The sequence below is a fragment of the Mycolicibacterium gadium genome, from assembly GCF_010728925.1.
In the GTDB taxonomy this organism is placed as follows: domain Bacteria; phylum Actinomycetota; class Actinomycetes; order Mycobacteriales; family Mycobacteriaceae; genus Mycobacterium; species Mycobacterium gadium.
Genome location: NZ_AP022608.1, coordinates 1597946 through 1611864, shown reverse-complemented (window position 1 = coordinate 1611864; position 13919 = coordinate 1597946). Strand labels below are relative to the sequence as shown.

General features: G+C 67.2%; 11 protein-coding genes. 8 read left to right on the top strand and 3 right to left on the bottom strand.

Features of this window, described 5'->3' with window-relative positions; all coding sequences use genetic code 11:
* Positions 1 to 7 precede the first annotated feature (7 nt).
* Genes G6N36_RS08075 through G6N36_RS08065 form a run of 3 tightly spaced genes read right to left on the bottom strand, consistent with a single transcriptional unit; the run spans position 8 to position 3278 of the window.
* Entirely contained in the window at positions 8 to 856 is an 849-nt protein-coding gene (locus tag G6N36_RS08075) for a siderophore-interacting protein (protein WP_235689991.1), read from the bottom strand.
* Entirely contained in the window at positions 853 to 2268 is a 1416-nt protein-coding gene (gene mtr, locus G6N36_RS08070; RefSeq protein ID WP_163686052.1) for a mycothione reductase, read from the bottom strand. The genes G6N36_RS08075 and mtr overlap by 4 nt, the downstream gene beginning before the upstream one ends.
* Entirely contained in the window at positions 2265 to 3278 is a 1014-nt protein-coding gene (locus G6N36_RS08065; RefSeq protein WP_163686051.1) for an alpha/beta hydrolase, read from the bottom strand. The genes mtr and G6N36_RS08065 overlap by 4 nt, the downstream gene beginning before the upstream one ends.
* A gap of 181 nt (positions 3279 to 3459) precedes the next feature.
* Here G6N36_RS08065 and G6N36_RS08060 point away from each other — a divergent pair, with 181 nt between their 5' ends.
* The 8 genes from G6N36_RS08060 to G6N36_RS08025 all read left to right on the top strand — a co-directional run bounded on the left by G6N36_RS08060 (position 3460) and on the right by G6N36_RS08025 (position 13915).
* Positions 3460 to 3906 carry a GNAT family N-acetyltransferase gene (locus tag G6N36_RS08060; RefSeq protein ID WP_163686050.1) on the top strand — a complete coding sequence of 149 codons (447 nt, stop codon included), beginning with the start codon at positions 3460 to 3462 and terminating at the stop codon, positions 3904 to 3906.
* The gene (locus G6N36_RS08055; RefSeq protein WP_163686049.1) at positions 3903 to 5726 is read left to right on the top strand and encodes a magnesium chelatase subunit D family protein; all 1824 of its coding nucleotides are present in this window, start codon (positions 3903 to 3905) and stop codon (positions 5724 to 5726) included. Before G6N36_RS08060 ends, G6N36_RS08055 begins: the two co-directional genes overlap by 4 nt.
* Before the next feature lie 36 nt (positions 5727 to 5762).
* Complete coding sequence (cobO, locus tag G6N36_RS08050; RefSeq protein ID WP_163686048.1) at positions 5763 to 6377, top strand: cob(I)yrinic acid a,c-diamide adenosyltransferase; 615 nt, start codon at positions 5763 to 5765, stop codon at positions 6375 to 6377.
* Complete coding sequence (locus G6N36_RS08045; protein WP_276067092.1) at positions 6371 to 7753, top strand: cobyrinic acid a,c-diamide synthase CobB; 1383 nt, start codon at positions 6371 to 6373, stop codon at positions 7751 to 7753. The genes cobO and G6N36_RS08045 overlap by 7 nt, the downstream gene beginning before the upstream one ends.
* A gap of 9 nt (positions 7754 to 7762) precedes the next feature.
* Positions 7763 to 8959: a uroporphyrinogen-III C-methyltransferase gene (gene cobA / locus G6N36_RS08040; protein WP_163686047.1), complete on the top strand. Its 1197-nt coding sequence runs from the start codon at positions 7763 to 7765 to the stop codon at positions 8957 to 8959.
* Positions 8960 to 9066: 107 nt separating this feature from the next.
* Positions 9067 to 10572, top strand: a complete 1506-nt coding sequence (locus G6N36_RS08035) for an MFS transporter (protein WP_235690244.1) — start codon at positions 9067 to 9069, stop codon at positions 10570 to 10572.
* 70 nt (positions 10573 to 10642) lie between these two features.
* Positions 10643 to 12145 (top strand): MFS transporter, encoded by a 1503-nt coding sequence (locus G6N36_RS08030; protein WP_163686045.1) that lies wholly within the window; start codon positions 10643 to 10645, stop codon positions 12143 to 12145.
* A 27-nt stretch (positions 12146 to 12172) separates the two neighbouring features.
* Positions 12173 to 13915, top strand: coding sequence for a proline--tRNA ligase (locus G6N36_RS08025; RefSeq protein ID WP_163686044.1), 1743 nt, complete (start codon positions 12173 to 12175; stop codon positions 13913 to 13915).
* The last annotated feature ends 4 nt before the right edge of the window (positions 13916 to 13919 follow it).

The following is a 13919-nucleotide window of genomic DNA, read 5'->3' as shown; positions in this document are numbered from 1 at the left end:
ACGCGGCTCAAAGCCCTAGCCGCTCCAAGGCATCGTCGAACTCCTCGAGCGCAATCTTCTCGCTCTTACCTTCAGCGATCGCCCGCTCGTAGATCGAGTACATCCGGGGTCCATGGGCTGCGAACCGCGCCGACCACGCCTGTGCATCACGTCGCCAGTAACCGACCACGTCCAATTGATCTGCTGCCCAACCGTACTCGTGGCGCAGCAATTTGCGGACCCTGCGCGCCTCGGACGCCTCACCTGCGAACCAGCAGTATCCCAAGCCGGTCGCCGAGCAGTTGCGCGCGACCAGGCGCGCCAAAACGCTGTTGGTCCCACCGTTTCCGGTGCCGACGGAGCTGACGAGTCGCACCGTGGCGCGCTTGGGCAGGTAGTCGAGGTCGTCCTCGTGGGGCACCTCCACGATCGCGACTGTATGGCTATGCGCGGGCTGTTCGATCAGCCGCGCGAGCGCGGGCAATCCGGCAAGGTCGGCGACGAGGACGTGATGATCGGCATCACGCGGGGGCCGGAACCAGGATTTGGCGTGGGCGAGCTCGACACGGTCTCCGGGCGCGGCGCCGGTGGCCCACCGCGTTCCCGCCGCGTCATCCCCGCGGGCGGTGCGATCACCGACGTGCAGGACGACGTCAACGGTGACGCAGCAGGCCGACGGGTCGTGCTCCCGGACGGAATAGGTCCGGGCCACCCGACCGTCACCATCGGTTGTGCCGAAATAGATTCCGAGCGCGGTGTCCCCGAACCGCGGCAGCTGCAGAAGACTCAGCTCGGGGGCGTGGATGACCACCCGCTGCATGTTCCGGCCCAACGGCGCCGACTGCACCACCGAGCCCGCCACCACGGGGGCGGTCAATGGCGCTTGGACGGCGGCCAGGGCGGTTCGCCGCAGAGCGCCAGCAGCGCGTTCTCGATCACTTCGGGCAGCGCGGGGTGGATCCAGTACTGGCCGCGCGCCATGTCCTGGGCCGCCAGGTCGAAGTTCATCGCCTGGATCAGCGGTTGAATCAGCGACGACGCCTGATGTCCCATGATGTGCGCGCCGAGTATCAGGCCGCTGTCGTCGTCGACGATGATCTTCGCGATCCCCGTCGTATCCTCCATGGCCCAGCCGTACGCGACGTCGCCGTAGTCCTGGATCTTGACCCTGATATTCAAACCTTTTGCCCGTGCTTGGTTTTCAGTCAGCCCGACGCTCGCGATCTGTGGGTCGGTGAAGACAGCCGAGGGCACATTGCGATGGTCGGACGGCATGAGCGCATCGGTGTCGTCCCAGTCCTGCAGGAGATTGTGTTTCACGCGGCGCGCCTCATGATTGGCCACATGCTTGAGCTGATAGTCCGACGACACGTCGCCGAGTGCGAACACGTTGCGCGCGGTGGTGCGCTGGAACTCGTCGACGACGACCTGTCCATTGGCATTGACCTTGACACCGGCCAATTCCGCGTCGAGCCGATCGCCGTTGGGGACGCGCCCAGTGGCGACGAGCAGCGCGTCGCCCCGCACCTTCGAGCCGTCCGTGCAGGTGATCTCGACACCGTCGCCGACGTCGTGCGCGTCGGCCAGCTCATGGTGATTGCGGATCTCCCATTTCCTCGACGCGATGTCGGTGAACCGCATGGCGATATCGTCGTCGTGGCCGCGCAGCAGGGAGCTGCCGCGGATCATCAGCGTCACGTGGCTGCCGAGCGCCGAGAAGATATGGGCGAACTCGCAGGCGATGAAACCACCGCCGATGATGATCAAGTGCTCGGGCACGTCCGCGATACGCATGATGGTGTCGCTGGTGTGATAGCTCACCCCGCATGCCGTGACGGCGTCGGGCGCGATGGCTCTGGAGCCCGCCGCGATCACCACCTGATCGGCGGTGAATTCGTCGCCGTCGTCGGTGCGCAGGGCGTAGCGGCCGTCGGGCTTCGTTTTCGCGAAACGCGCGTGGCTGCCGAAAACCTCGACGTTCGGTGAGGACCGCCGATAGTTCTCGCCGCCGTCTGCGATCGGATCGATGCGGCCGAACACTCGGGACACGATGTCTGGCCACCGCACCCCGTCGAGATGGGCGTCGATGCCGTAACGCGATGACTCCCTTACCTCTTGGGCGACTCCGGCGGAGTAGACGAACATCTTGGTCGGGATGCAGCCAACGTTGAGGCACGTCCCGCCGAATACACCCTGTTCGCAGATCGCCACCCGTCTGTCGCGGTAGCGCTCATCGAGGATCGAGTTGCCCGAACCGGTTCCGATGATTGCGATGTCGAAGTGAGTCATCTGGTCACCCCTCGGTCGGGTTGCGTAGTCGAGCCCGCGACATGCGCGTCAAGCCAGCGGTCCAATTCGTCGTAGGCGGCTTGGCGCGCTTCGGGAACGGACAGGAACACGTCGTGCTTGGCGTCGGTGATCGGCACGACGGTGCTCCGGTTGCCGATGCAGCCCGCCCAGCGGGCGATCTGATTGACGTCGAGCACTGCGTCCCCGCGCTGGATGACGTTCGGGTCGGACACCTCACGCACGCTGCGATCCGAGCGCAGGATCAGGTTGGGCACACCGACGTCGAGCCCGCGGTGAAGTTTGGCGTGGCCGCGCCGGATCGCGTGGATCCAGCCGAACGTCACCGGAAATCCGCCGATGGGCTTCCATTTGAGGTCGTAGTCGAATTCGCCCGAGTAGTCGCGGTGCAGCGTCGAGCCGTACCCGCCCTCGGGGACCGGTGCGCGCACCACGGTCTTCTTGCGAACTCGGGACAGCGCCGCGATCGCCGCACCGGTGGGAGCCGCGCGCAGGAACGCCGGACCCTGCAGATCCAGCCACGGGCTGTTCAGCACCAACCCGCTGACGCGGTGCCGCTGCGTCGATCCGTGACTGCGGAGGCGGTCCAGGAACAGCGAGACGATGAGGCCACCCGCGGAGTGCCCGTAGACGAGCACGTCGGCCGACGTCTCGGTGTTGATCACGCCCAACGCGCGGATCAGCTCGTGGTCGTAGCGGGCCAGGTCGGTGGTGAAGTGAGGTGTCTGGCCCTCCCGCCACGATCGCCCGCATTTGTGCAGATCCAGCGCGTAGACCGCAAACCCGCGATCGGCCAGGTGATCCGCCAGTTCGGTGTGGAAGAAGTAGTCGGTGAAACCGTGTACCACCAGCACGGCACGGGTGGCCGTCGGGTTGATGTCGCCGCGGCGCACCAGCGTGGCGACCAGCCGTCCTTCTCCGTCGGGGTCGGGCCCCAACTCGAACGTCTGTTGCCGGTAGCCAGCCAGCACATCCGCCGTCCACTCGGTCACCCAGATGAGCTTAGTCGTGGCTCGCGGCCCACCTGGGGCGACGGCCGGAGAGGGCCGCGGGATAACCTGAAATCCGCCAGACAGGACCAAACCGAGTATGGAGGATGATCGATCGGGTGGCTGACCCTCAGGTAGCCGTGGACTCGATAGTCGAGGACCACGTTGGGGCGGTGAGCGCCCGATGACGGTCGCGCTACGCCGAAGCTGGGCCAAGGATCTGGACGCCGCGACGCTCTACGAACTGCTGAAGTTGCGCGTCGAGGTCTTCGTCGTCGAACAGGCCACCCCGTACCCGGAATTGGACGGGCGCGATCTGCTCACCGAGACCCGCCACTTCTGGCTCGAAAGAGCCGACGGCGAGGTCATCTGCACACTGCGGCTGATGGAAGAACATCCCGGCGGCCAGAAGGGCTTTCGCATCGGGCGCCTCTGCACCAAGCGAGAGGCGCGCGGCCAGGGGCACACCACCCGACTGCTGCAGGCGGCACTCGCCGAGGTCGGCGATTACCCGTGCCGCATCAACGCGCAGACCTACCTCGAAGAGATGTACGCCCACCACGGATTCGTCCGCGACGGGGCCGAATTCCTCGACGACGGCATCCCGCACGTCCCCATGGTCAAGTCATGACGGTCTACCCGTTCAGCGCGATCGTCGGCCACGACCGCCTGCGCCTGGCGCTGCTGCTGTGTGCGGTGCGCCCGGAGATCGGTGGCGTGCTGATCCGCGGCGAGAAAGGCACGGCGAAGTCGACCGCCGTGCGCGGATTGGCCGAGGTGCTGGCCGCGGTGGACGGGGCCGCGCTGGTCGAATTGCCCATCGGGGCGACCGAGGACCGTGTCGTCGGCTCGATTGACCTGCAGAAGGTGCTGCGCGACGGTGAGCATGCGTTCTCGCCCGGGCTGCTGGCCCGTGCGCACGGCGGAGTTCTCTACGTCGACGAGGTCAATCTGCTGCACGACCACCTCGTCGACGTGCTTCTCGACGCCGCCGCCATGGGGCGGGTGCACGTCGAGCGCGACGGCGTCTCGCACAGCCACGACGCGCGATTCGTACTCGTCGGGACGATGAATCCCGAAGAGGGCGAACTGCGCCCCCAGCTGCTCGACCGGTTCGGCCTCACCGTCGACGTACACGCCTCCCGTGATGTGGATGTGCGGGTCGAGGTCGTCCGGCAACGGATGGCTTTCGAAACAGACCCGGTCGGCTTCGCCGAACGCTATGCCGAGGCCGACGCCGAACTGGTCGGCCGCATTGCCGCGGCGCGCGACAGGTTGAGCTCGGTGACGTTGCCGGACAGCGAGTTACGGCGGATCGCAACCCTCTGCGCGGCGTTCGACGTCGACGGTATGCGCGCCGATCTGGTGGTGGCCAGGACGGCGGTCGCGCACGCCGCGTGGCGCGGGGCCGACACCGTCGCCGAGGAAGACATCCGGGTGGCCGCCGAACTCGCATTGCCGCACCGGCGACGTCGCGACCCGTTCGACGATCCCGGTCTTGATCCCGAGCAGCTCGATGAAGCGATGCAACAGGCGGGGGAGTCTGCCGACCCTGAGCCGGAGCCCGACCCGCCCGGTGGCGGCGAAACCCCGCCCATTGAGTCATCGGATCAGGCTGCGCTACAGGGAAATTCGCGTTCATCCACTCGACCCAGCGCACCGCCGTCCACGGTGTTCCGCACCCGGACGCTCGTCGTCCCCGGCGTGGGCGACGGGGCGCCTGGACGCAGATCCCGGGCACGCAACCGCACCGGGACCGTCATCTCGTCGACCACACACGCAAACGAGGGACACGGATTGCACGTATTCGGGACGCTGCTCGCCGCGGCCGAACACCAGCGGGTGCCCGGGCGTCCGCGGCCGACGGTGGACGATGTGCGTCACGCCGTTCGGGAAGGGCGGGAAGGCAATCTGGTGATCTTCGTCGTAGACGCGTCGGGATCGATGGCCGCCCGCGACCGGATGTCGGCGGTCAGCGGAGCCGCGCTGTCGCTGTTGCGCGACGCGTATCAGCGGCGCGACAAGGTCGCCGTCATCACGTTCCGCCAGACCGATGCCCGGTTGCTGCTGCCGCCGACGACGTCGGTGCACATCGCGAGCCGCCGCCTGGCCCGTTTCGACACCGGCGGCAAAACTCCACTGGCGCAAGGACTGCTGGCCGCGCGCGACGTGGTGGTCCGGGAGAAGGCTCGGGACCGGGCACGCCGCAGTCTGGTGGTGGTGCTGACCGACGGCCGAGCCACTGGCGGTCCTGATCCGCTGGGACGCGCACGGGAGGCGGCCGCCCGGCTGGTGGCCGAAGGTGCGACCGCCGTGGTGGTCGACTGCGAGACTTCCTATGTGCGATTGGGTTTGGCCGAGCAACTGGCCGGCAACCTGGGTGCTCCCGCGGTGCGGCTGGCGCACCTGCGCGCGGATAACCTCACCGACGTCGTCCGCACCGCCGCCTGAGTTTGGGCCCACACGAAGTAAGGGAGGGAGGTACCCATGCCTCAGGGTCAACCGGCCACCGTCCCCGAGGACGGGCTGACCACCCGCGCTCGACGCAACGCCCCACTGCTCGCAGTGCACACCGGTGCCGGCAAGGGCAAGTCGACCGCCGCGTTCGGCATGGCGTTGCGGGCGTGGAATCAGGGCTTTTCCGTAGCGGTGTTCCAGTTCGTCAAGAGCGCCAAATGGAAGGTGGGCGAAGAGACGGCCTTCGGCCAGTTGGGTCGGCTGCACGACGAGCACGGGGTCGGCGGCGCCGTCGAATGGCACAAGATGGGTGCGGGCTGGTCGTGGTCGCGTAAGCACGGCAGCGAGGAAGATCACGCGGTCGCCGCGTCCGACGGCTGGGCAGAGATCGCCCGCCGCCTCGCCGAGGAACGCCACGACTTCTATGTGCTCGACGAGTTCACCTATCCGCTGAAGTGGGGCTGGATCGACGTCGACGAGGTGATCGAGGTGCTGACGCACAGGCCCGGCACCCAGCATGTGGTCATCACCGGTCGCGACGCCCCGCAGCAATTGCTCGACGCCGCCGACCTCGTCACCGAGATGACCAAGGTCAAACACCCCATGGACGCCGGCCGCAAGGGCCAAAAGGGCATCGAATGGTGAGTACCCCCGCCGTGGTCATCGCCGCCCCGGCATCCGGCGGTGGAAAGACCACTGTGGCAACGGGTTTGATGGGTGCCCTACGGAAAGCGGGCCACTCCGTCGCGCCGTTCAAGGTCGGGCCGGACTTCATCGATCCCGGATACCACGCACTGGCCGCACAGCGCCCTGGCCGCAACCTGGACCCGGTTCTGTTCGGCGAACATCGCATCGGCCCGCTGTATCGGCATGGCAGCGCCGCGGCCGACATCGCGGTCGTCGAGGGCGTGATGGGCCTGTTCGACGGGCGGATCGCCGACGGCTTCACGGGCCTCGCCGAAGGGTCCACTGCGCACGTGGCGGCCCTGCTCGGTGCGCCTGTGATCCTGGTGGTCGACGCACGTGGCCAGAGTCACAGCGCCGCCGCACTGCTGCACGGCTTCTCGACGTTCGACTCGACGATCCGGGTCGCCGGCGTCATCCTCAACCGCGTCGGGTCAACGCGCCACGAGGAGGTGCTGCGGCAGGCGTGCGAACACGCCGGGCTGGCCGTCTTCGGCGCGATCCCGAGAGTCGACGAGTTATCGGTTCCGTCAAGACATCTCGGCCTCGTGACAGCCGTCGAGCACGGCATCCGGGCCCGTGCCGCGGTGGAGGCGATGATCGGCCGCGTCGAACGTCACGTCGACCTGGCGGCGATCACCGAGATCGCGGCCAGCCGAGTCGCCGACGAGCCCTGGGATCCCGCGGCCGGCGGTCCCGTCACCGAGGACGTGACGGTGGCGCTCGCCGCGGGCAAGGCTTTCAGCTTCGGTTACGCCGAGCATCGCGAACTGCTACTGGGCACCGGCGCCGACGTCGTGGAATTCGACCCGCTGACCGAACCGCTGCCGCCGCGGACCGCCGCACTCGTCCTACCCGGCGGCTTCCCGGAACAGTTCGGTACCGAACTGTCGGGCAATGAGGTTGTGCGGCAACAGATCAAGAGCCTCGCCGCATCCGGCGCACCGGTGCACGCCGAATGTGCCGGGCTGGCTTATCTGGTCGACGATCTCGACGGGCAGCCGATGTGTGGTGTGCTGTCTGGCTCGGCACACTTCACCGACCGACTGACGCTGGGTTACCGCAACGCCGTCGCGGTGAGCGAATCGCCGCTGTATGAAATCGGGGACCGTACTGTCGGTCACGAATTCCATCGCACCGCAGTGGAATTCACCAAAGGCTATGCACCAGCGTGGGTGTTCGGCGACCGCCCGGCCAATCGGACCGAAGACGGTGCGGTAGACGGCGGTGTGCACGCGAGCTACCTGCATACCCATCCGGCCGCACACCCGCAAGCGATATCGCGCTTCGTCGCCGCGGCGGAGTCGAGTTTCTACTCCAGCCACCACAACCTCTAAACTCGGCAGGTGACCGAGAACGCCTACCTCGTCGGCCTGCGCCTTGGTGGCAGGAAGGTCGTGGTCGTCGGGGGCGGCACCGTGGCGCAACGCCGACTCCCGCTGCTGGTGGCCAATGGCGCCGACGTGCACGTCATCTCCCGCAGCGCCACTCCGGCGGTCGAGGCGATGGATGGAATCACGTTGGAACTCAGAGAGTTTCGTGACGGCGACCTGAACGGTGCCTGGTACGCGATCGCGGCGACCGACGACCCGGCCGTAAACGCCGCGGTCGTCGCCGAGGCCGAACGGAACCGGATCTTCTGTGTGCGGGCCGACGTCGCGCGCGAGGGCACGGCGGTGACCCCCGCCTCGTTCGAATACGAGGGCCTGGCCGTCGGGGTGCTCGCAGGTGGAGACCACCGCCGGTCGGCGGCGATCCGGTCGGCTGTCCACGAGGCCCTGCAGCAGGGGCTCATCGCCGGCGAGACGCCGGGTGTGCTGCCCGGTGGGGTGGCGTTGGTCGGCGGCGGGCCCGGCGATCCTGAACTGATCACCGTGCGCGGCAGGCGCATGCTGGCCCAGGCCGACGTTGTCGTCGCAGACCGTCTGGCGCCGCCGGAACTGCTCGCCGAGCTCTCGCCGCATGTCGAGGTCATCGACGCCGCCAAGATCCCGTACGGGCGCGCCATGGCCCAGGACGCCATCAACGAGGTCCTCGTCGACCGGGCGAGGGCCGGCAAGTTCGTGGTGCGTCTAAAGGGCGGCGATCCGTTCGTGTTCGCGCGCGGCTACGAAGAGGTGATCGCGTGCGCCGACGCCGGGATTCCCGTCACAGTCGTGCCGGGTGTGACAAGTGCCATAGCGGTGCCCGCGCTGGCGGGTGTTCCCGTCACGCACCGGGGCGTCACGCATGAGTTCGTCGTGGTCAGCGGGCATGTTGCGCCTGAGCATCCCGAATCGTTAGTGAATTGGAATGCGCTGGCCCAGATGTCCGGCACGATCGTGCTGCTGATGGCCGTCGAGCGCATCGAGCAGTTCGCCGAGGCGCTGCTGGACGGTGGGCGACCTGCAGAAACGCCGGTCCTGGTAGTACAACACGGCACCACCGCAGCGCAGCGGACCCTGCGAGCCACCCTCGGCGACGCCGCCGAACGCATCCGCGAAGACGGCGTGCGTCCCCCGGCGATCATCGTGATCGGCCCCGTGGCGGCCTTCGGCGGTTAAAGGATTCTTAAGATTACTGTAAGGTAACCCGCATGACGGCTCTCAATGACGCCGAGCGGGCAGCCATGTTTCGCGACGCCGAAGGTGGGGCAAACCGGTCGTTACCTATGAATGTGGGCTACCCCGGCCAGGAGCGAACCGGCAGGTACCCGGCTTGGCTGCCCTCGCGGCGGTTCATCGCCGCGGTCATCGCGATCGGTGGCATGCAGCTGCTCGCCACCATGGACAGCACCGTCGCGATCGTCGCGCTTCCTAAGATCCAAGACGAGCTGAGCCTCTCCGACGCTGGTCGCAGCTGGGTTATCACCGCATACGTTTTGACGTTCGGCGGGCTGATGCTGCTCGGCGGCCGCCTCGGCGACGTCATCGGGCGCAAGCGCACCTTCATCGTCGGCGTCACGCTGTTCACGATCGCCTCGGTGCTGTGCGGTCTCGCCTGGAACGAGGCGACCCTGGTCACCGCCCGGTTGCTGCAGGGTGTGGGCGCGGCGATCGCATCGCCGACCGCTCTGGCGCTGATAGCGACCACGTTCCCGAAGGGACCCGCGCGCAACGCCGCGACCGCGATCTTCGCCGCCATGACGGGCATCGGATCTGTCATGGGCCTCATCGTCGGCGGCGCGCTGACCGAGGTGTCCTGGCGCTGGGCATTCCTGATCAACATCCCCATCGGCCTACTGATGATCCACCTGGCCCGCAGGACGCTGCGCGAAACGCACCGTGAGCGGCTGAAGCTCGACGCCACCGGCGCGATCCTGGCCACGCTCGGCTGCACCGCCGCGGTGTTCGCGTTCTCGATGGGGCCCGAGCAGGGCTGGGTGTCGCCGCTGACCGTCGGCTCCGGTCTGGCCGCTTGCGCGTTCCTGCTGGCGTTCGTCTACGTCGAGCGCACCGCCGAGAACCCGGTGATGCCGCTGGAACTGTTCAAGGACCGCAACCGCGTTGCGACGTTCGCCGCGGTGTTCCTGGCCGGCGGTGTGATGTTCACGCTAACGGTCCTAATCGGCCTGTACGTCCAGGACGTCATGGGCTACAGCCCGCTGCGGGCAGGCGTCGGGTTCATCCCGTTCGTGGTCGCGCTCGGGATCGGCCTCGGCGTGTCGTCGCAGCTGGTGCAGAAGTTCCCGCCGCGGTGGCTGGTGATCGCCGGCGGTGTTCTGGTCCTCGGTGCGATGATCTACGGCTCCACGCTGGATGCCAACATCCCGTACTTCCCGAACCTGGTCCTGCCGATCACGATCGGTGGCTTGGGCATCGGGATGATCGTGGTCCCGCTGATGCTGTCGGCGATCGCCGGCGTGGGATTCGACCAGATCGGCCCGGTGTCGGCGATCGCGCTGATGCTGCAGAACCTCGGTGGCCCGGTCGTGCTTGCCATCATTCAGGCCGTCATCACGTCGCGCACGCTCTACCTGGGCGGTACCAACGGCCCGGTAAAGGACATGGACGCCGCGCAGTTGCACGCCCTGGATCAGGGTTATACCTACGGCCTGCTGTGGGTCGCCGCGGTCGCGGTGATCGTGGGCGCCGTCGCCCTGTTCATCGGCTATACCGCCGCGCAGGTGGCGCACGCGCAGGAAGTCAAGGACGCGATCGACCAGGGCGAGCTGTGACTTCGGTGTAGTTGGTCGCGCACACCGCAACTGACTACACCCGATTCTCCGGTCGGTAGGCTGGCAACCCATGTCTGCGGTGGGCGGTTCCTCAGGGTCGGACCGGGCCACCAAACCGCTGTCGTCATCGGTGCTGGGCCCGGCGATCATCGCGATCACCGGCATGCAGCTCATGTCGACGCTCGACGGCACCATCGTCATTGTCGCGCTGCCTCGAATGCAGGCCGATCTCGGCCTCTCCGACCCCGGCAAGAGCTGGGTGATCACCGCATACGTACTCGCTTTCGGTGGGCTGCTTTTGCTCGGAGGGCGCATAGGCGACGCCATCGGCCACAAGCGCGCGTTCCTGTCCGGCGTCGGCGTGTTCACAATCGCGTCGTTGGTGTGCGGGCTGTCCACCGACGGGGTGACGCTGATCGTCGCGCGTGCGGTGCAGGGCACCGGTGCGGCGATCGCCGCACCGACGGGCCTGGCCCTGATTGCCACGACGTACGCGGTCGGGCAGGCCCGTAATCGCGCGATGGCGGTGTCGGCCGCGATGCAGGGCATCGGTTCGGTCCTGGGGCTGGTGCTCGGCGGCGCCTTGACCGTCATCTCGTGGCGCTTGGCGTTCCTGATCAACATTCCGATCGGCATCGTGATCATCATCGTCGCCGTTCTGAAGGTCAACGAGACGCATCACGAACGGCTGAAGCTCGATGTCACCGGCGCCATCCTGGCCACTCTGGGTTGCACCTCGGCGGTGCTGGTGTTCACGCAGGGCCCACCGCGAGGCTGGGTCGACCCGTGGGTGATCGGCGCAGGCGTCGCCTCGGCGATCTTCTTCATCGCGTTCCTGATCGTCGAGCGCCAGGCCGACCATCCGATCGTGCCGTTCTCGGTGTTCGACAACCGCAACCGGGTGATGACCTTCATCTCGCTGTTCCTTGCGGGCGGCGTCATGTTGACGCTCAGCGTGATGGTCGGCCTGCTCGTGCAGGATGTGCTCGGCTATTCACCGCTGCGCGCGGGCGTGAGTTTCATCCCGTTTGCGATCGCGTTCGGCATCGGCAGCATCGTGGCGGCCAAGCTCGCGCCGCATGTGGCGCCGCGCTGGCTGATCCTCGGCGGCGGGTTGTTCGTGCTCGCCGCCATGCTGTACGGCTCGACGCTGGACCGCGACGTCCCGTACTTTCCGGACCTGTTCGGACTCGTCATCGTCGGTGGCTTCGGCATCGGCGCGATCGCGGTGATCCTGCCGTTGTGTGCGATCGCCGGGGTGGGACCGAAGGAGATCGGCCCGGTGTCGTCGATCACGCTGATGGTGCAGAACCTCGGCGGTCCGGTGGTGCTGGTCGTGATCCAGGCCGTGCAGACCTCCCGCACGCTCTATCTGGGCGGTACAACGGGTCCGGTCAAGGACATGACTCCCGCGGAGCTTGATGCGCTGGGCTACGGCTACACGTACTCGTTGCTCTGGGTCGCTGGGGTTGCGGTGATCGTCGGCGTCACGGCGTTCTGGATCGGATTCTCGGCACGCCAGATCGCGGCCGCCCAGCACACCCGGGAGGCGGTCGAGGCGGGCGAGCTGTAGTCGAGCCCATCAGTAAGGTTGTCCGCTGTGATCACCCGCATGTCCGAGCTGTTCCTGCGCACCCTGCGTGACAACCCCGCCGACGCCGAGGTTGCCAGCCACAAGCTGTTGATCCGGGCCGGCTATGTCCGCCCGATCGGCCCGGGGCTGTACAGCTGGCTGCCGCTGGGTCTGCGGGTGCTGCGCAAGATCGAGGCGGTCGTCCGCGTCGAGATGAACCGTATCGGCGGGCAGGAGATTCTGTTTCCCGCGCTGCTGCCCAAGGCGCCGTACGAGATCACGAACCGCTGGACCGAATACGGCGATGGCGTCTTTCGGCTGCAGGACCGCAGACGCAACGACTACATGCTGGGGCCGACACACGAAGAGTTCTTCACTATGACGGTGAAGGGGGAGTACAGCAGCTACAAGGATTTCCCGCTGCTGCTGTTCCAAATCCAGACGAAGTATCGCGACGAGGCGCGCCCGCGGGCCGGCATCCTGCGGGGGCGTGAGTTCGTCATGAAGGATTCGTATTCGTTCGACGTCGACGACGATGGACTGCGGGCGCAGTATCAGGCGCATCGCGCCGCTTACCAACGCATCTTCGACACGCTGGGCGTGAAGTACGTGATCGTCTCGGCGGTGTCCGGCGCCATGGGTGGCAGTGCGTCCGAGGAGTTCCTGGCCGAAAGCGACATCGGCGAGGACACGTTCGTGCGCTGCGATGAATCCGGTTATGCCGCCAACGTGGAGGCCGTCACCACGGCAGTCCCGGACGCGCTGCCGATCGAGGGTCAGCCCGACGCCACGGTGTACGACACCCCGGACACGCCCACGATCGCGACGCTCGTCGCTTGGGCCAACTCGGTACTGGACCGCGAGGTCACCGCCGCGGACACGCTCAAGAACGTGATGCTGAAGACCCGGGTGCCCGGTGGTGACTGGGAACTGCTGGCCGTCGGCGTGCCCGGCGATCGCGAGGTCGATGACAAGCGGTTGGGCGCCGCGCTGGAACCGGCCGAGTACGCGCTGCTCGACGACGCCGACTTCGCCAAGCACCCGTTCCTGGTCAAAGGCTATATCGGCCCGAAAGCGTTGCTGGCCAACAAAGTTCGGTTCCTGGTCGACCCGAGGGTGGTCGACGGCACGTCGTGGATCACCGGCGCCGACGAACCGGGTAAGCACGTGGTGGGCTTGGTCGCCGGACGGGACTTCGTCGCCGACGGCACGATCGAGGCAGCCGAGGTGCGCGACGGTGATCCCTCACCCGACGGAGCAGGACCCCTGGTTTCCGCCCGTGGAATCGAGATCGGCCACATATTCCAGTTGGGCCGCAAGTACACCAATGCGTTCGAGGCCGATGTGCTCGGCGAGAACGGTAAGCCGGTGCGCTTGACCATGGGGTCCTACGGCATCGGGGTGTCGCGGCTGGTCGCGGTGATCGCCGAACAGCACCACGACGAGCTGGGCCTGCGCTGGCCGTCGTCGGTGTCCCCGTTCGACCTTCACGTTGTCATCGCCAACAAGGACGACGCCGCCCGCGCCGGCGCCGAGGAGCTGGCCGCCGCGTTGGACGCCCAAGGTCTGCAGCTGCTGCTCGATGACCGGAAAGCCTCACCCGGAATCAAGTTCAAGGACGCCGAGCTACTCGGTGTGCCGTGGATCGTGGTGGTCGGCCGGGGCTGGGCCGACGGCGTCGTGGAGTTGCGCAACCGGTTCACCGGCGAAAGCCGGGAAATCCCAATCGAAAACGCGGCCACTGACATCTCGACTGCACTGAGAACCTGAGCGC